This window comes from Thiobacillus denitrificans DSM 12475 (genome assembly GCF_000376425.1).
GTDB classification, from domain to species: Bacteria; Pseudomonadota; Gammaproteobacteria; order Burkholderiales; family Thiobacillaceae; genus Thiobacillus; species Thiobacillus denitrificans.
Genome location: NZ_AQWL01000003.1, coordinates 208,547 through 229,818, shown reverse-complemented (window position 1 = coordinate 229,818; position 21,272 = coordinate 208,547). Strand labels below are relative to the sequence as shown.

Annotated in this window: 26 protein-coding genes; 22 read left to right on the top strand and 4 right to left on the bottom strand. The window is 64.1% G+C overall.

Annotated elements, in window-relative coordinates; all coding sequences use genetic code 11:
- Window positions 1-108: 108 nt before the first annotated feature.
- From B059_RS0105715 to B059_RS0105700, 4 genes are read left to right on the top strand one after another with little or no spacing between them, the layout of a single operon-like run.
- Complete coding sequence (locus tag B059_RS0105715) at window positions 109-972, top strand: 3',5'-nucleoside bisphosphate phosphatase (protein ID WP_018077287.1); 864 nt, start codon at window positions 109-111, stop codon at window positions 970-972.
- A 6-nt stretch (window positions 973-978) separates the two neighbouring features.
- Window positions 979-1,602 carry an L-threonylcarbamoyladenylate synthase gene (locus B059_RS0105710; RefSeq protein ID WP_018077286.1) on the top strand — a complete coding sequence of 208 codons (624 nt, stop codon included), beginning with the start codon at window positions 979-981 and terminating at the stop codon, window positions 1,600-1,602.
- Between the two features lie 6 nt (window positions 1,603-1,608).
- Entirely contained in the window at window positions 1,609-2,313 is a 705-nt protein-coding gene (locus tag B059_RS0105705; RefSeq protein ID WP_018077285.1) for a site-2 protease family protein, read from the top strand.
- A gap of 39 nt (window positions 2,314-2,352) precedes the next feature.
- The gene (locus B059_RS0105700) at window positions 2,353-3,555 is read left to right on the top strand and encodes a tryptophan--tRNA ligase (RefSeq protein ID WP_018077284.1); all 1,203 of its coding nucleotides are present in this window, start codon (window positions 2,353-2,355) and stop codon (window positions 3,553-3,555) included.
- A 19-nt stretch (window positions 3,556-3,574) separates the two neighbouring features.
- On the opposite strand, the gene arfB is transcribed toward B059_RS0105700, so the two are convergent.
- Both arfB and murI read right to left on the bottom strand, forming a co-directional pair.
- The gene (gene arfB, locus B059_RS0105695) at window positions 3,575-4,000 is read right to left on the bottom strand and encodes an alternative ribosome rescue aminoacyl-tRNA hydrolase ArfB (RefSeq protein WP_018077283.1); all 426 of its coding nucleotides are present in this window, start codon (window positions 3,998-4,000) and stop codon (window positions 3,575-3,577) included.
- A 16-nt stretch (window positions 4,001-4,016) separates the two neighbouring features.
- Entirely contained in the window at window positions 4,017-4,814 is a 798-nt protein-coding gene (murI, locus tag B059_RS0105690) for a glutamate racemase (protein WP_018077282.1), read from the bottom strand.
- A gap of 2 nt (window positions 4,815-4,816) precedes the next feature.
- Between murI and B059_RS0105685 the strand changes: the two genes are divergently transcribed.
- On the top strand, window positions 4,817-5,515 hold the full coding sequence (locus tag B059_RS0105685; protein ID WP_018077281.1) for a cation efflux transmembrane domain-containing protein: 699 nt from the start codon (window positions 4,817-4,819) through the stop codon (window positions 5,513-5,515).
- 14 nt (window positions 5,516-5,529) lie between these two features.
- Here B059_RS0105685 and queG read toward each other — a convergent pair whose 3' ends face one another.
- Window positions 5,530-6,591 carry a tRNA epoxyqueuosine(34) reductase QueG gene (gene queG, locus B059_RS0105680; RefSeq protein ID WP_018077280.1) on the bottom strand — a complete coding sequence of 354 codons (1,062 nt, stop codon included), beginning with the start codon at window positions 6,589-6,591 and terminating at the stop codon, window positions 5,530-5,532.
- Between queG and tsaE the strand changes: the two genes are divergently transcribed.
- From tsaE to miaA, 7 genes are all read left to right on the top strand, one after another.
- The gene (gene tsaE, locus B059_RS0105675; protein WP_018077279.1) at window positions 6,586-7,071 is read left to right on the top strand and encodes a tRNA (adenosine(37)-N6)-threonylcarbamoyltransferase complex ATPase subunit type 1 TsaE; all 486 of its coding nucleotides are present in this window, start codon (window positions 6,586-6,588) and stop codon (window positions 7,069-7,071) included. The genes queG and tsaE overlap by 6 nt on opposite strands.
- Complete coding sequence (locus B059_RS0105670) at window positions 7,053-8,273, top strand: N-acetylmuramoyl-L-alanine amidase (RefSeq protein WP_018077278.1); 1,221 nt, start codon at window positions 7,053-7,055, stop codon at window positions 8,271-8,273. The genes tsaE and B059_RS0105670 overlap by 19 nt, the downstream gene beginning before the upstream one ends.
- Complete coding sequence (locus B059_RS0105665) at window positions 8,270-8,809, top strand: hemerythrin domain-containing protein (protein WP_018077277.1); 540 nt, start codon at window positions 8,270-8,272, stop codon at window positions 8,807-8,809. Before B059_RS0105670 ends, B059_RS0105665 begins: the two co-directional genes overlap by 4 nt.
- Window positions 8,806-10,557: a DNA mismatch repair endonuclease MutL gene (gene mutL / locus B059_RS0105660; RefSeq protein ID WP_018077276.1), complete on the top strand. Its 1,752-nt coding sequence runs from the start codon at window positions 8,806-8,808 to the stop codon at window positions 10,555-10,557. The genes B059_RS0105665 and mutL overlap by 4 nt, the downstream gene beginning before the upstream one ends.
- A 63-nt stretch (window positions 10,558-10,620) precedes the next feature.
- The gene (locus tag B059_RS0105655) at window positions 10,621-10,974 is read left to right on the top strand and encodes a S24 family peptidase (protein WP_018077275.1); all 354 of its coding nucleotides are present in this window, start codon (window positions 10,621-10,623) and stop codon (window positions 10,972-10,974) included.
- 128 nt (window positions 10,975-11,102) lie between these two features.
- Window positions 11,103-11,555: a hypothetical protein gene (locus B059_RS0105650; protein WP_018077274.1), complete on the top strand. Its 453-nt coding sequence runs from the start codon at window positions 11,103-11,105 to the stop codon at window positions 11,553-11,555.
- Between the two features lie 118 nt (window positions 11,556-11,673).
- Window positions 11,674-12,612 (top strand): tRNA (adenosine(37)-N6)-dimethylallyltransferase MiaA, encoded by a 939-nt coding sequence (gene miaA / locus B059_RS0105645; RefSeq protein WP_018077273.1) that lies wholly within the window; start codon window positions 11,674-11,676, stop codon window positions 12,610-12,612.
- A 6-nt stretch (window positions 12,613-12,618) separates the two neighbouring features.
- Here the strand turns inward: miaA and xseA are convergent, their stop codons facing one another.
- Window positions 12,619-13,971 (bottom strand): exodeoxyribonuclease VII large subunit, encoded by a 1,353-nt coding sequence (gene xseA, locus B059_RS0105640; RefSeq protein WP_018077272.1) that lies wholly within the window; start codon window positions 13,969-13,971, stop codon window positions 12,619-12,621.
- A 336-nt stretch (window positions 13,972-14,307) separates the two neighbouring features.
- Between xseA and B059_RS0105635 the strand changes: the two genes are divergently transcribed.
- The 10 genes from B059_RS0105635 to B059_RS0105590 all read left to right on the top strand — a co-directional run bounded on the left by B059_RS0105635 (window position 14,308) and on the right by B059_RS0105590 (window position 21,241).
- Window positions 14,308-14,913 (top strand): MotA/TolQ/ExbB proton channel family protein, encoded by a 606-nt coding sequence (locus B059_RS0105635; RefSeq protein ID WP_018077271.1) that lies wholly within the window; start codon window positions 14,308-14,310, stop codon window positions 14,911-14,913.
- A 7-nt stretch (window positions 14,914-14,920) separates the two neighbouring features.
- Window positions 14,921-15,340: an ExbD/TolR family protein gene (locus B059_RS0105630; protein ID WP_018077270.1), complete on the top strand. Its 420-nt coding sequence runs from the start codon at window positions 14,921-14,923 to the stop codon at window positions 15,338-15,340.
- 12 nt (window positions 15,341-15,352) lie between these two features.
- Entirely contained in the window at window positions 15,353-16,336 is a 984-nt protein-coding gene (gene lpxK, locus B059_RS0105625; protein WP_018077269.1) for a tetraacyldisaccharide 4'-kinase, read from the top strand.
- Between the two features lie 33 nt (window positions 16,337-16,369).
- Window positions 16,370-17,485, top strand: coding sequence for a GGDEF domain-containing protein (locus tag B059_RS0105620; protein WP_026177327.1), 1,116 nt, complete (start codon window positions 16,370-16,372; stop codon window positions 17,483-17,485).
- Window positions 17,466-17,651: a Trm112 family protein gene (locus B059_RS0105615; RefSeq protein ID WP_018077267.1), complete on the top strand. Its 186-nt coding sequence runs from the start codon at window positions 17,466-17,468 to the stop codon at window positions 17,649-17,651. The genes B059_RS0105620 and B059_RS0105615 overlap by 20 nt, the downstream gene beginning before the upstream one ends.
- 13 nt (window positions 17,652-17,664) lie before the next feature.
- The gene (gene kdsB, locus B059_RS0105610) at window positions 17,665-18,423 is read left to right on the top strand and encodes a 3-deoxy-manno-octulosonate cytidylyltransferase (RefSeq protein ID WP_018077266.1); all 759 of its coding nucleotides are present in this window, start codon (window positions 17,665-17,667) and stop codon (window positions 18,421-18,423) included.
- Between the two features lie 112 nt (window positions 18,424-18,535).
- Window positions 18,536-19,189 (top strand): adenylate kinase, encoded by a 654-nt coding sequence (gene adk, locus B059_RS0105605; protein WP_018077265.1) that lies wholly within the window; start codon window positions 18,536-18,538, stop codon window positions 19,187-19,189.
- Between the two features lie 23 nt (window positions 19,190-19,212).
- Window positions 19,213-19,578, top strand: coding sequence for a hypothetical protein (locus B059_RS0105600; RefSeq protein WP_018077264.1), 366 nt, complete (start codon window positions 19,213-19,215; stop codon window positions 19,576-19,578).
- Between the two features lie 85 nt (window positions 19,579-19,663).
- Window positions 19,664-20,920 carry a 6-phosphofructokinase gene (locus B059_RS0105595; RefSeq protein ID WP_018077263.1) on the top strand — a complete coding sequence of 419 codons (1,257 nt, stop codon included), beginning with the start codon at window positions 19,664-19,666 and terminating at the stop codon, window positions 20,918-20,920.
- Window positions 20,921-21,028: 108 nt separating this feature from the next.
- Window positions 21,029-21,241 carry a hypothetical protein gene (locus B059_RS0105590; RefSeq protein WP_018077262.1) on the top strand — a complete coding sequence of 71 codons (213 nt, stop codon included), beginning with the start codon at window positions 21,029-21,031 and terminating at the stop codon, window positions 21,239-21,241.
- Window positions 21,242-21,272: the final 31 nt, after the last annotated feature.

Sequence of the window (21,272 nt, the reverse complement as noted above, 5' to 3'; positions counted from 1 at the left end):
TATCTTTGGTGCTTGGCAACGCCTGCAATTCGGGTGACTGCGTATTTTGCTATGATTCCCCCTCCTGACCAAGCGCTTTTGGCCCTAGCCGCCCGACCCCGATCATCGATGTTCAATATCGATCTGCATTGCCATTCCAATATGTCTGACGGCGTGTTGTCCCCCGCCGAAGTCGTCGCCCGCGCCGTGGCGAATGGCGTGCACGCGCTCGCACTGACCGATCATGACGATGTGGCGGGAATTGCCGCTGCGCAGGCGGTGGCGGCGACGGCGGGGCTGAGACTGATCCCGGGCGTCGAAATCTCGGTGAGCTGGGGAGGGCAGACCGTGCACATCATCGGTCTGCGCATCGATCCGCGGCATCCCGTACTGGCTGCCGGCCTGCACGGCATCCGCCAAGGGCGCGTCGAGCGCGCCCGGCGGATGGGAGACGACCTGGCGCAGTCCGGCATCGTCGGCGCCTACGAGGGCGCCTGTGACTACGCGGCCAACAAGCAACTGGTGGGACGCACCCATTTTGCGCGCTGGCTGGTGGCGCAGGGCCACGCACCCGACATGCGTGCTGCGTTCAAGCGTTTTCTTACGCGCGGCAATCCCGGTTACGTCGAACACGAATGGGCCACGCTGGAAAACGCCGTCGACTGGATCCGTGCCAGTGGCGGCATGGCGGTGATCGCGCATCCCGGGCGTTATGCGTTCAACGCACGCGAATTGCACCTGTTGCTGGATGCTTTCCGCACGTTGGGCGGCGAAGGCATCGAAGTCATCTGCGGCGGCCATCATCCCACCGAATACGGCAAGTTTGCCGACTTGGCACGCGCATTCGGCCTCAAGGCCTCGCGTGGGGCGGATTTTCATGCACCGGGCGAGGGTGCCGATATCGGTCACCTGCCTGCGCTGCCGCATTATTGCCGGCCGGTGTGGCAGGGCTGGCCGGAGCTGGCAGCCCATTTTTCTTCTTCTCTGGCCTGAGCATTTATGGCGCAATTCTTCAATATTCATGCTGACAATCCGCAACCCCGGCTGATCCAGCAGGCAGTGGATATCCTCAAGCGTGGCGGCGTGATCGTCTATCCCACCGATTCGTGCTACGCGCTGGGTTGCAAGATCGGCGACAAGGAAGCGGCGATGCGGCTGCTGTCGGTGCGCGGACTCGATAGCGGGCATGACCTCACACTGATCTGCCGCGACTTGTCCGAACTCGGGCGCTATGCCCAGGTGGACAATACCCAGTTCCGTTTCCTGAAGGCGCATACCCCGGGCGCCTACACCTTTATCCTGCGCGGCACGCGCGAGGTGCCGAAGCGCCTGTTGCACAAGAAGCACGACACCATCGGCCTGCGTGTCCCCGCGCATCCCATTGTGCAGGCGTTGCTGACCGAGCTGGGCGAGCCCATCCTGTCTTCGACACTGCTGCTGTTCGGCGAAGATGTGCCGCTGACGGAGCCGTGGGAAATCCGTGAACGCCTGGAGCACCTGGTCGACCTGGTCATCGACGGCGGTGCCTGCGGTCTGACGCCGACCACCGTGGTTGATCTGACTGGTGATACACCCACCGTGCTGCGCTTTGGCAAGGGCGATACCTCGGACTTTGAGTCCTGACCCAAAATGGAGCTTACCCTGATCGGAAAAGTTGCCGTGTTCGCGTTGCCGGTGATCTTCGCAATCACCCTGCACGAAGCGGCGCACGGCTATGTTGCGCGCCACTTCGGCGACATGACGGCGGCGGCAGCGGGGCGCATCACACTCAACCCGCTCAAGCATATCGACCCGGTCGGAACCATCCTGGTGCCGCTGGTGATTCTCCTGACCAGCAAGCTGCTGGGTGGCGGTGCGATTTTGTTCGGCTGGGCCAAGCCGGTACCGGTTAATTTTTCCCGCTTGCGCCGCCCCAAGCAGGACATGCTGTGGGTTGCGGCTGCTGGCCCCGGCATCAACCTCGTCATGGCGGTGTTCTGGGGACTGATGATCCAGCTCGGCCACGCGCTCGGCAGCGGTTTTGCCAGCGAGCCGCTGATGCTGATGGGGGCGGCGGGCGTGTTCATCAATGTCATCCTGATGGCGCTGAACCTCATCCCGCTGCCGCCGCTCGACGGCGGCCGCATCGCCGTCAGCCTGCTGCCGGTGAAGCAGGCCATGCAGTTCGCCCGCATCGAGCCGTATGGACTGTTCATTTTGCTAGGCCTCCTGTTCACCGGTATCCTTGGCATCATCCTGTGGCCGTTGATCAGCCTGTTCGTCGGACTGACCGCGCTCGTCACCGGTCTCGATCCCGTGCAACTGATCGGCCTGATCCAGGTCGTGCTGTCCTGACTTCCAGCCTTTAAATCCCCAGCCCCCTAGCCTCTAACCATGTATTCCGACCGCGTTCTCTCCGGCATGCGCCCCACCGGGCGCCTGCACCTGGGCCACTACCATGGCGTCCTGAAAAACTGGCTGCGCCTGCAGAATGAGTACCAGTGCCTGTTTTTCGTCGCCGACTGGCACGCGCTGACCACGCATTACGATACGCCGCAGGTGATCGAGGATAACGCGCGCGACATGGTGGTCGACTGGCTCGCCGCGGGGATCGATCCGGCGCAGGCCACGCTGTTCGTGCAGTCGCGCGTGATCGAGCATGCCGAGCTGCATCTGCTGCTGTCGATGATGACGCCGCTCGGCTGGCTGGAGCGCGTGCCCACCTACAAGGATCAGCAGGAGAAGCTGGCCAGCAAGGATCTCTCGACCTACGGTTTCCTCGGCTATCCGCTGTTGATGAGCGCCGACATCCTGATCTACCGCGCCAACCGGGTGCCGGTTGGCGAAGATCAGGTTCCGCATATTGAATTCACCCGTGAACTGGCGCGCCGTTTCAACCACATGTACGGCCGCGAGGCGGGATTCGAGGACAAGGCGCGCGCTGCGGTCAAGAAGCTCGGCTCGAAGAAGGCCCGCTTGTACGAGGAGTGCCGCACCGCCTATCAGGAACAGGGCGACGACGAGGCGCTGGAATCCGCCCAGGCGCTGCTCAACGACGCGCAGAACCTGTCGATGAATGACCGCGAAAGACTGTTCGGCTATCTGGAAGGCTCCGGCAAGATGATCCTCGCCGAGCCCGACGCGCTCTTGACCGAGGCGTCGAAAATGCCGGGACTGGACGGGCAGAAAATGTCCAAGTCCTACGGCAATACCATCGCCCTGCGCGAAGATCCCGAGACCGTCGCCAGGAAAATCCGCACCATGCCGACCGACCCCGCGCGCGTGCGTCGCACCGACCCGGGCAATCCGGCCAATTGCCCGGTGTGGCAGTTCCATCAGGTGTATTCCGATGACGCGACCCGCCAATGGGTTATCGCAGGCTGTACCAGCGCCGGCATCGGCTGCCTCGAATGCAAGCAGCCGGTGATCGACGCCGTGCTCGCCGAACTCGCGCCGATCCGCGAGCGCGCCCAATACTACGAAGACAACCCCGATCAGGTGCGCAACATCCTCGCCGACGGCTGCGAAAAGGCGCAGGAGCTGGCGCGGGATACGATGCGGGATGTGCGCGAGGCGATGGGGCTGACGTTCGGCTAGGGACGCGGTTTGCGCCGGGTCAGCTGTCCATTCCCGGTTTAACGGTACGCAGTTTCTTGGTTTCGCCCCGCCGCTGCTTGCTGTCCAGGCGCCGCTTTCTGGAAGCCAGCGTTGGGCGGGTGGCGTGGCGCGGTGTCGCCTCTTCGCAGGCTTCGCGAATTAGCTCGATCAGTCGTTGCAGCGCATCGTCGCGGTTGCGCCGCTGGCTGCGGTAGCGGTCGGCTGAGAGGACCAGCACGCCGTCTTGGGTGACGCGGCGGCCGGCCAGGGCGGTGAGGCGCGCACGCACCGCGTCGGGCAGCGAAGGCGAGCGGGCGACGTCGAAACGCAGTTGCACGGCGCTCGACACTTTGTTGACGTTCTGCCCGCCAGGGCCCGAGGCGCGCACGAAATCCTCCTGGATTTCCCGCTCGTCGAGTTCGATCCGGGCGTTGATCCGAATCATGCGCAGGGCTTTGCGGCTACCACTTCACCACATGCACGTTGTTGAGCGTGCGCCCGAGGAAGCGCTCGCCGATGGTCTGGAACCTGAGCGGCACGTCAGTGACGTAGAAATCGTAGCGCGGCTGGACGGAACCGGGGTTGGCGAGGTGTTTTTCCGCCAGCATCGCGGCGACCTGCTCGGCCATGGCTTCGGCGGAATCGACCAGCGCGACCCCGTCGCCGACCACCTGGCGCAGCAGCGGTTTCAGCAGCGGATAATGGGTGCAGCCCAGCACCAGGGTGTCGATATGCTCGGTCAGCAGCGGCTTCATGTATTCCTGCGCGGTCAGCCGGGTGACTTCGTGATCGAGCCAGCCTTCTTCCACCAGCGGCACGAACAGCGCGCAGGCCTGCGAATGGATGCGCGAGTCGGGCGCATAGTCGTGGATGGCGCGCGCGTAGGCGTTGCTGTTGATGGTGGTGGGGGTGCCGATGACGCCGATTTTTTTGCCGCCGCGCGCCGACACCGCGCCGGCGTCGATGACGTCGAGCACCGGCACCGGCGACAGGTCCTTGACCACCTGCGCTGCCACCGCCGCCATGGTGTTGCAGGCGATGACCAGCAGCTTGACGTCCTTTTCCAGCAAAAACTGCGCGATCTGGGTAGTGAAGTGGGCGATGGTCTCGACCGACTTCACGCCGTAAGGCACGCGCGCGGTGTCGCCGAAATAGACGATGTTCTCGTAGGGCAGGCGCTCCATCAATGCGCGCACCACGGTCAGCCCGCCGATGCCGGAATCGAATACGCCAATGGGGGAGTGTGCATTCGTGGACATGAGTGGCAGTATGGCGCAATGACAAAGACGGCATTTTACCCGCAGGGCCGCGCGGCACTGCATTCTTCGGCGCGGCAGCCAGCATGAACGGCTGCGGCTGCGATTCGGCGTGCAACGCGGCGCCGCCCGATCCGCGCTACCGGCGCGCGTTGTGGATCGCGCTGACGCTGAACGCGCTGATGTTTGGCGTCGAGATCGTTGCCAGCTTTGCAGCGCAGTCGGTGTCGCTGCTGGCCGACGCGGTCGATTTTCTGGGCGACGCCGGCAACTACGGCGTCGCCCTGTTCGTGCTCGGATTGGCGCCGGTGTGGCGTTCGCGTACCGCGCTGTGGAAGGGCTGGCTGATGCTCGGCTACGGCGTGTTCGTGCTCGGCAAGTCGGCCTGGCAGTGGTCGGCCGGCGTGGTGCCGGAGCCGGTCATCATGGGCTGGGTGAGCCTGCTGGCATTGGCGGTGAACCTCGGCGTGGCGGCGTTGTTGTTTGCTCACCGTCAGGGCGACGCGCAGGCGCGCTCGGTGTGGCTGTGCTCGCGCAACGACGCGCTCGGCAACCTGGCAGTGATGGCGGCAGCGGCCGGGGTATGGGCGACTGCGCGCGGCTGGCCGGATATCGCGGTGGCGCTGGTGCTGGCAGGGCTGGCGCTGAGTTCGGGCGCGTCGGTGATCCGCCATGCGCGGGATGAACTGCGCGTGGACTCGTAGGGGCGACGCCTTGCTTATTGCCCGGCGTACTGGCGCTGCAACGCCCACGCCACGTGCTCGCGCACCAGTTCGGACGGGTGCTGCAGGCGTGCGCCAAGCGCTGCTTGTATTTCAGGCGAGGGTGGCGCGTTGCCCAGCGCGATCGCGATATTGCGCAGCCAGCGCACGTGGCCGATGCGGCGGATCGGCGAGCCGGCCAGGCGCTCGTTGAAATCCGTTTCGCTCCAGGCAAACAAGTCCACCAGTTGCGCACTGTCCAGCCCGTTCCGTACGCCAAAATCCGGCAGCGCGGCGGCCTGCGCAAAGCGGTTCCACGGGCACACCAGCTGGCAGTCGTCGCAGCCGTAGATGCGGTTGCCCAGGAGCGGGCGCAGTTCGGGCGGGATGCTGCCCTTCAACTCGATGGTGAGATAGGAAATGCAGCGTCGCGCGTCGAGCGTATAGGGGGCGACGATGGCCTGCGTCGGGCAGACGTCGAGGCAGGCCTGGCAGGACCCGCAATGAACGGTTTCGGGCGCGTCCACCGGCAGCGGCAGGTCGGTGTAGATTTCGCCGAGGAAGAACCACGAGCCGTGCCGCCGGTTCAGCAGCAGGGTGTGCTTGCCGCGCCAGCCGAGGCCGGCCTTGCTGGCGAGTTCCACTTCCAGCACCGGCGCGCTGTCGGTGAAGACGCGGAAACGGTGTTCGCCGATTTCCGCGCCGATTTTTTCCGCCAGGCTTTGCAGGCGGTTGCGCAGCACCTTGTGGTAATCGCGCCCGAGCGCGTAGCGGGACACGTAGGCCGCGCCGGCGTCGGCCAGTACTGCATGCGGGTCGGTCGCGGCAGGCGGAAAATAATCCAGCCGCGCGCTGATGATGCGGACGGTGCCGGGCACCAGTTCGGCCGGCCGGCTGCGCTTGACGCCGTGCGCCGCCATATAATCCATGTCGCCATGAAAACCCCGATCCAGCCACGCCTGCAAGCCCGCTTCGGCGCCACTCAGTTCGCCGTCGGCGATGCCCACGGCAGCAAAGCCGAGCTCGCGCCCCCAATGCTTGATTTGTTGCGCCAGTCGGCTTAAATCCGGTTCATGCATAAACACGATGATACCGTGCGATGCCGCTGCCATCTGGCCGACGAGGCTGCGACGCTGGCATTTGGCGCGCGACTGGCGCGTGAACTGACGCCCGGGCTGACGTTCTACCTCGAAGGCGATCTGGGCGCGGGGAAGACGACCCTGGTGCGCGGGCTGTTGCGGGCACTGGGCCACAGCGGGCGGGTGAAAAGCCCGACCTATACCCTGGCGGAAATCTATAGCCTGCCCGCATTTGAGCTGTATCATTTCGACCTGTATCGTTTGCACGATCCGCGCGAATGGCTGGACGCCGGGTTTCGCGATATCAGCGGCGGCCAGGCGGTAAGCCTGATCGAATGGCCGGAGAAGGCTGCCGGCTGGTTGCCGTCGCCGGATGTGGTGATCCGCCTGCGGATCGAGGACGACAGCCGTGATGCCGAATGCGAAGCCGCAAGCCCGCATGGCGCCCGTTACCTGGAGGCATGTTGCACGTCCTGCTGAAAATTTTCCTGTTGTGCGGTTTGCTGGCGTCGGGCTGGGTCCAGGCGCTGCAACTGTCAGCCACACGCCTGTGGCCGTCGCCCGATTACACGCGGATCACGCTGGAGGCGGCGCAGCCGGTCGCGCACAAATACTTCGCGCTGTCGAACCCCGAACGCCTGGTGATCGACCTCGATGGCATCGAGGCGGGCGCCGCGCTCGACGCGCTGGCGGGGCAACTGACCGCAGAGGATCCCTATATCGGCGCCATACGCGTGGGGATGAATCGTCCCGGGGTGATGCGCCTGGTGCTGGATCTGAAAACCGCCGTCAAACCCTCGGTGTTCCAGCTGCCACCGCTGGGGCAATACGGCCACCGGCTGGTGGTGGACCTGTATCCGGCTCAAGCCGGCCCGGCACAGACCGCCGATAGTGAGGCAAATCCAGCCGTGCCGCCGCAACCCGGCGCGGCCGGCCTCGCCAAGCCTACCACGCTGCAATATGCGCGGCTGATTACGGTGGCGATCGATGCCGGCCACGGCGGCGAAGACCCCGGCGCGCTCGGCGCCAGCGGCTCGCGCGAGAAGGACATCACGCTGGCGCTGGCAAAAAAACTCAAGCAGAAAATCGACGCGCAGGAAAACATGCGTGCCGTGCTGATCCGCGACGGCGACTACTTCGTGCCGCTGGCGCAGCGCGTCACCAAGGCGCGCGCGGTGAAGGCCGACCTGTTCATGTCGATCCACGCCGACGCCTTCATCAAGCCGCATGCGCGCGGCTCGTCGGTATTCGCGCTGTCGGAGAACGGAGCGACCTCGGTCGCGGCGCGCTGGCTGGCCAAGAAGGAAAACGAGGCGGATCTGGTGGGCGGCATCAATATCGACGTCAAGGATCCCTTTCTCAAGCGCACCCTGATCGACCTGTCGCAGACCGCGACCATCAACGACAGCCTGAAGCTGGGGCGCGCGGTGCTGAAGGAACTCGGCGGTGTCAACACGCTGCACAAGGCGCATGTCGAACAGGCGGGGTTTGCGGTACTGAAGGCGCCGGATATTCCGTCGATCCTGATCGAGACCGCGTTCATTTCCAACCCGGAAGAAGAGAAGCGCCTCAACGATCCCGCCTACCAGGATCGACTGATCGACGCCATTATCGTCGGCGTCAAGGATTACTTCGACAAACACCCGCTGACCGCGCCGTCGCGGCTGACCCGCAATCCATGACCAACAGCCTGCTGGGTGCGACGGCTCCGGGATTCGACCGGCCGCTGGATGTGCTTGAGGCCTGCCATGGCCGCATCGCCAGGCAGTGCGACACCCTAGAGAAAATGCTGGCGCATCTGCCGGCCCATGGCGCCGACGTGCAGGCGCAGCAGGCCGCGCGTGCGGTGCTGGCTTACTTCGACACTGCCGCGGTGCACCATCACGACGACGAGGAACGCAACCTGTTTCCGCTGCTGGAACAGACGGGCGCACCCGGCGCCTGCGATCTGGTCGAAACCCTGACGCTGGAACACGACGAGCTGGCCCTGCTGTGGCGGCGCCTGAATCCTGCCTTGCGGTCGATCGGAACGGGCGCGGCGAGCGCGCTGGACGAGACGCTGACGCGCCGCTTCATTGCCCTCAATCGCAGCCATCTCGAATTCGAGAACACCCATGTACTGCCACTGGCGCGGCAAGCGCTCGGCGCCGCCGATGTCGAACGGCTGGGCCGTGCCATGGCGGCGCGGCGCGGCGTGCCGTTTGCGGAGCGGCCATGAGCATCCGCATCCTGCCCGATGTGCTGATTTCGCAAATCGCCGCCGGCGAGGTGGTCGAACGCCCTGCAGCGGCGCTGAAGGAGATCCTGGAAAACAGCCTCGATGCCGGCGCCACCGAAATTCAGATCGAGCTGGAGCAGGGCGGCATCAAGCGCATTCGTGTCAGCGACAACGGCATGGGCATCATGCGCGACGAGCTGGCGCTTGCCATGACTCGCCATGCCACCAGCAAGATCGCCAGCCTGAGCGACCTCGAACGGGTGGCTAGCCTGGGATTTCGCGGCGAGGCGCTGGCGTCGATTGCCGCGATCGCGCGGGTGCAGCTGACCAGCCGCAGCGCCGATGCGGAGCACGCCTGGGCACTGCAGGCCGAAGGCGGACAGCTTGCCGTGCCCGTACCGGCGGCCCGTGCCGGCGGTACCACGATCGATATCCAGGATCTGTTTTTCAACACGCCGGCACGGCGCAAGTTTCTCAAAACCGACGCCACCGAATACGCCCATTGCGCCGAAACCGTGCGCCGCCTGGCGCTGGTGCAGCCACAGACGGGATTCACGCTGACGCACAATGGCCGTGTGCAGCTGCGCCTGAATGCCGAGCCGGCCGAAGCGCGGGTGCGTCATGTACTGGGCGAAGCCTTCGAGCAGAACGCCATTAGGGTCGAAGCGGCGGCAGGTGCTCTCCGGCTGAGCGGCTGGGTGATCCGTCCCGGCGCCGCCAGCTCCGGCCGCGACAGCCAGCACGTGTTCGTCAATGGCCGCTACGTGCGCGACAAGCTGATCGTTCATGCGCTGAAGGAAGCCTACCGCGACGTGCTGCATCATCAGTTGAACCCGGCGTATTGCCTGTTCATCGAACTGCCGCCGGAAACGGTGGACGTCAACGTGCATCCGGCCAAGACCGAAATCCGGTTCCGCGACAGCCGCGGCGTACACCAGTTCCTGTATCACGCGGTCGAGCGCCTGCTGGGGGCGCCGGTGGCGGCCGGCGACGCACCCGCCGCCATCGCTGCGCCCGCACCCCGGCCGTCAGCCGGTGGTGCGCCGCAGCAAGCGGTGATGCCGCTGCAGGTGGCCGAGGCGATGGCGTTCTACGCGTTGCTGGATCAGGGGCCGGAGAGCCTTGCCGCACCTGCGGCGGCGCCGCTTCCCGATGACGCCGATGCGCCGCCGCTCGGTTATGCGCTGGCGCAGTTGCAAGGCGTCTACGTGCTGGCGCAGAACGCGCAGGGGCTGGTGGTGGTCGACATGCACGCCGCGCACGAGCGGGTGGTATACGAAAAACTCAAGTCCGCGCTCGATGCCCGTGCGGTGCCGGCGCAGACGCTGCTGATTCCCGTGGCGCTGACGGTCGACGCGCGCGACGTGGCGGAGATCGGACCGCATCTGGCAGCGCTTGCCGGCATCGGCTTCGAACTGTCGGTCACCTCGCCGACCTCGGTGGCAGTGCGTTCGGTGCCGTGGCTGCTGAAGGACGCGGATCCCGTCGAACTGACCCGCGCGGTGCTGGCCGAGGTCGCCGAATTCGGTGTCGCGCGGCTGCTGGTCGAGCGCCGCAACGAACTGCTGGCGACGCTCGCCTGCCACAGCGCGGTGCGCGCCAACCGGCATCTGACACTGCCCGAAATGAATGCGCTGCTGCGCGAGATGGAGGCCACCGAGCGGGCCGGGCAGTGCAACCATGGCCGGCCGACCTGGTTTCAGCTCGGTCTCAAGGAACTGGATGCCATGTTCATGCGTGGCCGCTGATTTTGCGGACGGCGCTTTTGGCTATAATCTTGAGCTAATTAGTCAGGTATTAACGGGATTCCCATGAACGAACGCAAAACCATTCCCATCCAGGACATCAACGAAGCCAGCAACTGCTCCAGCGCCGAGCCCTATGCGCTGATGGTGTTGGGCGATTCCATGCTGCCGGAATTCGAGGAAGGCGAAATCATCGTCGTCGAGCCGTCCGGGCTGGTCAAGGACGGCTCCTACGTGGTGGCCTACGTGAACGACGAATACATCTTTCGCCAACTGGTGAAGTGCGACGACGGCTGGATGCTTAAACCGCTCAACCCGCTGTACGAGAACATCCCGGTGGCCGATGTCGACGTGGCCAAGGGGGTGGTCATCATGAAGAAGCGGCCGGGCAGGCGCAGCGAGCAGAAGCGTTACATCTGAAAAGTCCGCGATCGATACAGTTAATTGAAGGGGTCATTAAATATTCGAATAAAATTGTTGACTAATTTACTCGGGTATATAGACTGAAAGTGCAGTTCAAGTCCTGACCTTCATTAAAGGAGAAACTCATGAGTGGATTGATCGCTAATTTTCCGACCGACGGCATTGTGACAGTCAACCGCGTGGTTCTGAAGCCGGAATACACGGTGGATGACCTGCAGGAGCGCGTGGCGTTCCTGTGCGAAAACGTCAAAACCTATCATTCCGATACCGGCTTTGTGGGGGGCTTCGTGGCGCTGAACTCCGGTCGGGTGTCGAACGAAGGCTCGACCATCGGCCAGGCGGTCGAAAGCCCGATGAAGGGCAGGGAAGCGCTGATCGTGACCTTCTGGACGGATTTCGAGAGCCACGAAAAATCGCACCGCTCGGAAACCTTCCAGCCGTTGTTCCGAAAGGCGCTGGAACTGTGCGAGAACGGCAACGAGGAGATCGCCTACGAAATGCTGTGGTCCGGCAAGGCCTACGGCCCCGACGAGATCGCGGCAGCACGCCAGGCCAAGGCGCAGTATGCCGCCGCCTGATTGCTGCGGTTCCGATGGAAACGGCGGGATTCCCCGCCGTTTTTTATGGGCGCGCTGCAGCGATTCGAGTCCTTTGATATTGCTTGCCGCCAGCCCGACTGCGGCATAATCGACCGCCATGCCTGAGTATTTGCCGCCAGCCATTTTCCTGATGGGCCCGACCGCCTCGGGCAAGACCGCGCTTGCAGTCAACCTGCTCGAACGTTTTCCGCTCGAAATCATCAGCGTCGATTCGGCGCTGGTGTATCGCGGCATGGACATCGGCACGGCCAAACCCGATGCCGCCACCCTGGCGCGCGCACCGCATCATCTGCTGGACATTCGTGATCCCACCGAAGCCTATTCGGCGGCGGCGTTTTGCGATGATGCGCGGCGGCTGATGGCCGACATCGCCGCGCGCGGCATGGTGCCGCTGCTGGTCGGCGGCACCATGCTGTATTTCCGCGCGTTGCTGCACGGGCTGGACGATCTGCCACGCGCCGATGCCGCGCTGCGTAAAGAGCTGGAAAGTGAGGCCGCCGGGCGCGGCTGGCCCGCACTGCACGCCGAGCTGGCCGTGGTCGACCCGGTGACCGCCGCGCGGCTGGCACCGAACGATTCGCAGCGCATCGGCCGCGCGCTGGAGATTTTCCGGCTTGCCGGCACGCCCATGTCGGCGCTGCTCGACCGGGACCAATCCGAATTGCCCTACCGCGTGCTACAACTCGCCCTGATCCCGTCCGACCGTGCCGTGCTGCACCAGCGCATCGCCGCGCGCTTCGATGCCATGCTGACGGAGGGCCTGCTCGACGAAGTGGAAACCCTGCGCCGCAGCTATGCACTCACGCCCGACCTGCCCGCCATGCGCGCGGTCGGCTATCGCCAGGCGTGGGCTTATCTCGACGGGGACATTGATTCGGTGGCTTTGCGCGAGCAGGGCATCGCCGCCACCCGCCAGCTCGCCAAGCGCCAGCTCACCTGGCTGCGCTCGTGGCCCGATGCGGTGATGCTGGATAGTCTGGCGGCCGATCTGGAATCACAGGCGAAGGCCCTGTTGGAACGTCATTTAAGGCCGTAGCCGGCCTCAATCCTCGCGTGTCGACTCCACCCGCGCGCGGGCCCGTCCGCGCCGGAAACGGATGCCGACGGTGTCGCCCGCGCCAAGCGTCGCGGCATCCTGTACCACCGTGCTGTTTTCCAGTTGTACGATGCTGTAACCGCGCGCCAGCACGCTTTCCGGGTTGAGGTGGGAAAGGCTGCTGGCCAGCCGTGCCAGATCGAGTTGACGCCGGCCGTAGCTGCCCTCGACCGCGCGTCCGGCCCGCGCGCCTAGCGCGTCCAGCCGCTGCTGCTCGCGCCGGATGGCGTGAAGCGGCGTCACCAGCCGTTGGCTCAGCCGCGCGATGCGCAGTTGTTCGGTCGTCAGGCGCGTGGCGCTGGCGCGGCCGAGGCGCTGCGCCAACTGGTGAAGGTCGATGTGGCGGCGGCGCAGCTGCTCGGCCGGGTGGACCAGGCGACGTGCCAGGTAATCCAGCCGCTGCATCTCGGTCTGCTGCCGGCGGGCGAGGTGGCGCTGCAGCTGGCGAGCCAAGTGGCCCAGTTGCTGCAGCAGTTCAGCCCGCAGCGGGCTGGCGAGTTCCGCCGCCGCCGTCGGCGTCGGCGCGCGCAGGTCGGCGGCGAAGTCGGCCAGGGTGAAATCGGTCTCGTGGCCGACACCGCTCACCACCGGCATCGGGCTGGCGGCAATCGCACGCGCCACCGCTTCGTCGTTGAACGCCCACAAATCCTCCAGCGAGCCACCACCGCGGCATACCAGCAGCACGTCGCACTCGGCACGCGCGGCGGCGGTGCGGATGGCGGCGGCAATCTGCGCGCCGGCACCGGCGCCCTGTACCGGGGTGGGATAGAGGATCACCGGCAGGCCCGGCATGCGGCGCGCCAGTGCAGTCAGCACGTCGTGCAGTGCTGCCGCCTGTGGCGAAGTGACGATGCCGAGGCAGCGCGGAAAGCGGGGCAGGGCACGTTTCCTGAGCGGGTCGAACAGCCCTTCGACTTCCAGTTTGGCCTTCAGCTTGAGGAAGGCTTCATACAGTCGGCCAGCGCCCGCACGGCGGATCGACTCGGCGCCCAGCTGGAATTCGCCGCGCGCTTCATACAGTGAGGGCAGGGCGCGCAGCTCGATGTGGTCGCCGTTGGCAGGGGTGAAATCGGCAAACTGGTTGCGGCCGCGAAACATCACACAGCGTACCTGGGCATTCGCATCCTTGAGGGAAAAATACCAATGGCCCGACGCGGCGCGGGTGAAGTTGGATACTTCGCCTTCCACCCACAGCAGCGGCAATTGCGACTCCAGCGCACGGCGCGCCATGCGGTTGAGCTCGCTTACGGTGAGCACGGGCAATTCTGCGGCGCCCGGGAAGTCGTCGATCCAGTCCATGGCGCGCAGGATAGCGGGTTGATGCCCGGCACGGTTCATGCACAGCCGATAAATTTCTAACAAAAAATGTTTAAAACCCTATTGACGATAGTTGTGTTTTTGTAACTCATTGATATAAAAAAATAAAACGTATTGGTTACTTTTTGTGCCAAAACGCTTTTCCCTTTGTGGGCGGGTGTTTAGGGGAACTGGCAGGGAGTTTCTCACAGACTTATCCACATCAATTGTGGAGAACTCGGCCAACACGCCAAAAACGCCGCCCATGCAATTGGGGCTTGCCGAACCCGGCGCGCGGGCGCTACATTTCGCCTGTTGTTTTATTGGGAGTGGTATTCAGTGCTTGCCATCATCGAGGCGGCCGGTTGGCCGGTCTGGCCGTTGATTCTGGCGTCGGTCGTCGCCGTCGCCATCATTATCGAACGCGCCTACAGCTTGCGTACCCAGGAAGTAGCGCCCGCCAGTCTGCTGCTGGAAACGATCAAGGTCTATCAGGAACGCGGCGTGACGCAGGAGCTAGTCGCCCGGCTGGCCGACGGCTCCCCGCTGGGGCGGATATTCGCCACCGCGCTGAAGAACGCCCATAACTCGCGCGAAGTGATGAAGGAATCCATCGAGGAATCCGGACGTGCCGTCACCCACGAACTCGACCGCTTCCTGACCTCGCTCGGCACCATCGCCAGCATGGCGCCGCTGCTCGGCCTGTTCGGCACGGTCATCGGCATGATCGAAATCTTCGGCGCGCAAACGGCAACCGGCACCAATCCCGGCCAGCTGGCGCATGGCATTTCGATTGCGTTGTACAACACGGCATTCGGCCTGATCGTGGCGATTCCGGCGATGATTTTCTACCGCTACTTCCGCAGCAAGGTGGAATCGCTGGTGGTGGACATGGAACAGCAGGCGATCAAGCTGGTGGAAATCGTCCACGGCGAACGAAAGTAAGGCCGTCATGAATTTTCGCCGAGGCCGTCGTGAGGATTATCCGGAAATCAACCTGATTCCGTTCATCGACATCCTGCTCGTCATCGTGATTTTCCTGGCGGTGACCACCACCTACGCGCGCTTTGCCGAACTCAAGATCAATCTGCCCACCAGCAGCGCCGCGCAGACGCCCAACCCGCCCAAGCAGATCGAAGTGGCAGTGGCCGAAAACGGCCGCTACCAGATCGATGGCACCGCGTTCGGCGAGGCCTCGATCGACGAGCTGGCCGCTGCGCTGAAAAAAGCCGCCGCCAACCGGGACGATCCGGTAGTGGTGATCAACGCTGATGCGCGCGCCGCGCATCAGTCGGTGGTGAACGTGATGGAAGCGGCACGCCGGGTGGAGCTGACCCGCATCACCTTCGCCACCCAGACCGCCGCCCCTTAGGCGGTCGCATGCATGTTCCCTCCTGAGCATCTCTGGGCGCGCACCGGCGTGCTCACGGTGCTGCTCTCCCCCCTTGCCGCGCTGTTTGCCGTCGTCTCCGGCGCACGCAGGCTGGCGTATCGCCGTGGCTGGCTGACTCCGGTTGCGGTGGGGGTGCCGGTGCTCGTCGTCGGCAACATTACCGCCGGCGGCAGCGGAAAAACGCCGCTGACGATCTGGCTGGTGAGCTGGCTGCGTGCGCGGGGGTATCGCCCGGGCGTGGTCAGTCGTGGCTATGGCGGCGCGGCGCGCGGCTGTGTCGACGTGCAGGCCGACAGTCCGCCGGCGGAAGTCGGCGACGAGCCCTTGCTGATCCATCTCAAGACCGCGGCGCCGGTGGTCGTCGGGCGCGACCGGGTGGCAGCGGCGCGCACCTTGCTGGCGCACCATCCTGGGGTGGACGTGATCGTCGCCGACGATGGCCTGCAGCACTACCGCCTGCAGCGTGATATCGAACTGGCGGTGATCGATGCGGCGAGCGGGCTGGGCAACGGCTGGCTGCTGCCGGCGGGCCCCTTGCGCGAGCCGCGGAGCCGGCTGCGCAGCGTGGATGCCGTGGTCCAGGTGGTGCGCGGCGGCGCCGGACCGCAGGGATTCAGCGGGGCATGGCGCGCCGACTATAGCGCCGGTCAGGCCTATCGTCTGCGTGCGCCGCAGGAAAAAAGAGCGCTCAGCGAACTGCCAGCACACGACTGGCTCGCCGTGACCGGCATCGGCCGTCCACAGGGATTCTTTGCCATGCTCGAGGCGCATGGCATCCGTTTCAGCCCACGTGCCTTCGCCGATCATCACGCCTTTCAGCCGCAGGAGTTGCCTGCCGGCGCGGCCGTGCTGATGACGGAAAAAGACGCGGTAAAATGTCGCGCATTTGCTGGGGTAGACTGGTGGGCGGTGGAACTCGATGTCGCCCTGGAATCCGGATTCGTCGACTGGCTGGACGCACGCATCAAACAATAAAGATCCGGTGCGTGCGCATCAAGGGAGAAACGTATGAGGATGCAATCATCTGACTGGGGCGATCGCCGGCATCCCTGCCGCTGGATGGCCGAGACCGGAGAGGCCGGCTTCTGGGTGCCCGACCGGTCCGAAATCGTCACCCAGTTCTTCACCCGCTATCTGTTTTTTTCGCTCGCAGTCATCTATTTTTCCACGCTGGAAGGCGTCCCTCCGGTGCTGTTCAGCATCGAGCAGCTGCTGGTCGCACTCGGCGTTTATTTCTTCCTCAACAGCGGGTTCTTCCACCAGGCGCTGCGCGGTGTCACGCTGCTGAAAATCCGCAGCGCGATGAGTGCCGATCTGCTGATCGTCACCCTGTGCGTGATTCACGATCCCAACCCGATTCCGCCGTCCGCACTGGCATTTCTGATGGTGCTGCTGGGCAACGGCATGCGCTACGGCATGCGCCTGTTTACCGAGGTGTTGGGCGGCGTTTTTCTTGGCATGGCGATCTCCTTTGCTCTGCGCTATCGCCTGGGCGGGTTCGAGGTCAGCGCGGGCGATGTGTTCTTCGGCGTGTTCTGGGTCACCCTGGCCTTGTACGCCTACATCCTGATGGGGCGCATCGAGGGGCAGCGGCGCCAGCTCGATTACCGCAGCCGCTTCGATGCGCTGACCGGACTGCTCAACCGCCACGGCCTGCTTGCTGCGGCAGACAGCATCTTCGACAAGACGAATACGAGCATCCCGGCCACCGTTTTGTTTGCCGACCTGAACCAGTTCAAGGCGGTCAACGACCGCTATGGCCACGGCGCGGGCGATCGCGTGCTGGCCGAATTCGCGCAGATATTCAGCGAATCGGCCGATATGGGCGTGTGCGGACGCTGGGGCGGCGACGAATTTGTTGCTATCCTGCCGCTGCGCGAGGCCGCCGCCGTCCACCAGATTTTCGAGCGTATCGAAGTGCGTACCGCAGCCTGGAGCCACAGCAACGGCCTGCCGATGGCGGTAAGCCTGGGCGTCAGCCACGCCCCGCGCGACGGTCACGACCTGGTGACGCTGCTGTCGGTCGCCGATATCCATCTTTATCAAAGCAAGTCGCAACAGTCCGAAACGGCCGCTGCGCCTCCGAACTACAGGACTCTTATCGATGAACCCGAAGCTTCTTGAAATTCTTGTGTGCCCGGTCTGCAAAAGCCCGCTCGAATGGAAGAAATCCGCGCACGAACTGGTGTGCCGTGCATGCCGTCTCGCCTATCCCATCCGTGACGACATTCCGGTGATGCTGCCGGAAGAGGCGCGTCCGCTGGAACCCGACGAAATCCACGGCAAATAACGGCAAGCGTCTCATGCATTTCCGCGTCGTCATTCCTGCGCGTTATGCGTCCAGCCGTCTGCCGGGCAAGCCGCTGGCGGATATCAGCGGCCGCCCCATGGTGCTGCATGTGCTGGAGCGCGCCTTGCAGGCAGGTGCCGAATCGGTGGTGGTTGCCACCGACGACGCACGCGTGCAGCAAGCGGTCGAGGCCGCAGGTTACCCGGCCCTGATGACCTCGCCGGAGCACCGGTCGGGCACCGAACGCCTGGTCGAAGTCGCCGAAACCCTAGGCTGGCCCGACGATACCCTGGTGGTCAACGTGCAGGGCGACGAGCCGCTGATCGATCCGGCGCTGATCCGCGAAGTCGCGCGTCAGCTGGTCCTGCACGACGACGCGGTGATGGCGACGCTGGCGCATCCGATCCACGATCACGCCGACTTCGTCAATCCCAACGCCGTCAAGGTCGTCGCCGACGAAGCCGGCTATGCGCTGTATTTCAGTCGTGCGCCGATCCCCTGGCCACGCGATGCGTTCGCCGACAAGCAGCCCATGCCACATGAATACGGCGCGCTGCGCCACATCGGCCTGTATGCCTATCGTGCAGGTTTCCTGCGCACCTATGCCGGCCTTGCCAGTTCGCCGCTGGAGCGCTGCGAGATGCTCGAACAGCTGCGGGTGCTGTGGCACGGCTACCGCATCAGCCTCGGCATCACGCCCGTCGCGCCGGCTGCGGGGGTCGATACCCCGGAGGATCTGGCGCGGGTCCGCGCACTATTCAAGGCTGTCTAGCAGCCGCTTGAATCCACCAATAAAATTTTTTAAGTGTTGCTTGACCCGTGCTTGGCTTAGGCTATCGCGGTTTGGCACATTTCAGATATTCATATCAAAGGGAGATTAAGCAATGCGTTTGATTCTGTTGGGTGGCCCCGGCGCGGGCAAAGGCACGCAAGCCAATTACATCAAGGAAAAATACGGCATCCCGCAGATCTCCACTGGCGACATGCTGCGTGCGCAGATCAAGGCCGGCAGCGAGCTCGGTATGAAGGCCAAAGCCATCATGGATGCCGGCGGCCTGGTCTCCGACGACATCATCATCGACATGGTGAAAGCCCGCCTGACCGAAGCCGACTGCAAGAACGGCTATCTGTTCGACGGTTTTCCGCGCACCATTCCGCAGGCCGAGGCGATGAAGGCCGCCGGCGTGCCGATCGACTACGTGGTCGAGATCGACGTGGCGGACGAAGAGATCGTCAAGCGCATGTCGGGCCGCCGCGTCCACGTGGCGTCCGGCCGCACCTATCATGTCGTGTTCAATCCGCCCAAGACGGCCGGTAAGGACGACGTCACCGGCGAGGATCTGATCCAGCGCGACGACGACCAGGAAGAAACCGTGAAAAAGCGCCTCGACGTCTACCACGCGCAGACCGAGCCGCTGGTGAAGTACTACGGCGACTGGGCAGCGCGCGGCGAAGCCGGCGCACCCAAGTACGTGAAGATCGCCGGCGTCGGCAAGGTCGACGGCATCCGCGATGCCATCTTCGCTGCACTCGGTTAATTGATATCAGGCTGACCGCTCCGATGCCGCAGCAGATCCACCCGCTGACCGACACCGAACGCTGGATCGTCTCCAGCGCGGTGAAGGAGCGTTATGGTCGCGAGGTCGAGATCCAGGACGTCGAGACCGAAATCCGTCTGCACATCGACGACCGCGAACTGACGCTGTGTCCGGGCTTTTACTGGAACGAACGCGGCTGCCATTTCGTGCTGTCGAAAACCGGCGATTCGCGCTACCGCAGCATGTTCTTCTACCGCATCCGTGATCGCTTCAGCACCGGGCGCGAGGAATACGACGACATCGGCGACTGCGTCACCACGCTGCTGAAAATGCAGGCCGACGAAGAAGCCCGCCGTCTGGCCGAGGGCGAGACAGCCGGCAATAGTTGATTATTCAAGCCAGCCTGCGCGCTGGCTTTTTGTTATGCAAAACCTGTTTATTGCGTCGAATTGAAAGTCTAAGGAGACAACACTCATGGCGAAGAAAATGAACGCCTTTTACGCGCAGTCCGGCGGCGTCACCGCCGTCATCAACGCGTCGGCCTGCGGCGTGATCGAGACCGCGCGCAAGCACAAGGACAAGATCGGCAAAGTCTACGCTGGCCGCAACGGCATCATCGGCGCACTGACCGAAGACCTGATCGATACCACCAAGGAAAGTGCCACCGCCATCGCCGCGCTGCGGTCCACGCCGTCGGGCGCGTTCGGTTCCTGTCGTTTCAAGCTGAAGTCGCTGGAAGCCAACAAGCGCGAATATGCGCGCCTGATCGAGGTGTTCAAGGCGCACAACATCGGCTACTTCTTCTACAACGGCGGCGGCGACTCGGCCGATACCTGCTTCAAGGTGAGCCAGCTGTCGGAGCAGATGGGCTACCCGATCCAGGCGATTCACGTGCCGAAGACGGTCGACAACGACCTGCCGATCACCGACTGCTGCCCCGGTTTCGGCTCGGTCGCCAAATACATCGCGGTCTCGACACTGGAAGCCAGCTTCGACGTGCGCTCGATGGCCAAGACCTCGACCAAGGTATTCGTGCTCGAGGTGATGGGCCGCCACGCCGGCTGGATCGCCGCCGCCGGTGGTCTGGTCGAGGACCAGGGCATTCCGGTGGTGATCCTGTTCCCGGAAATCGAGTTCGACCAGAAGAAATTTCTCGCCCGCGTCGACAAGCTGGTGAAGGAACACGGTTACTGCACGGTCGTCGTCTCCGAAGGCTGTCACTATCCGGACGGCAAATTCCTCGCCGAGCAGGGCACCCGCGACGCCTTCGGCCACGCGCAGCTGGGCGGTGCCGCGCCGGTGGTCGCCAACATGATCAAGGACGCGCTCGGCCACAAGTTCCACTGGGCGGTCGCCGACTACCTGCAGCGCGCCGCACGCCACATCGCCTCGAAAACGGATGTGAAGCAGGCGTATGAGCTGGGCAAGAAAGCCGTCGAGCTGGCGATCAAGGGCCACAACTCGGTGATGCCGACGGTCGACCGCCTCTCCGACAGCCCTTACAAGTACAAGATCGGCATGGCTGACCTGAAGGATGTCGCCAACGTCGAGAAGTTCATGCCGCGTGACTTCATCACCAGGGACGGTTTCGGCATTACGGAGAAGTGCAAGCGCTATCTGACGCCGCTGATCCAGGGCGAGGACTATCCGAAGTACAAGGACGGCCTGCCGGTGTACGTGACGCTGAAGAACGTCGCGGTGGCGAAGAAGCTGGCGACGTTCAAGCTGTGATGAGCATGGGGCCAGGGGACGTGCGGCTGCGCCGCGCAATACATTCGGGCGCGGGCTTTGCCCGCACCACTCCTGGAACCTGGCGCCTGAATCCTATCCACTAAGGCAATGACACTCGACCGCGCTAAACAACTGCTGAAAGTCCAGGCCGATTTCGGCGGCTTCTACAACGGCAATTCAGCCAAGCTGATCTTGTCCGAAGTGCAGCGCGAGCATGGGCAGGCAGCGGTCGATCAATTGATCGTCGAGCTGCAGCTCGACCAGATATTCGGGTTTGAACCGGGCACGCGTTTCGAAGGCGGCCTGGCAATGGGTAAGTAGCGGTAAGGGGGAACGGCGGCGGGTGCTGCCG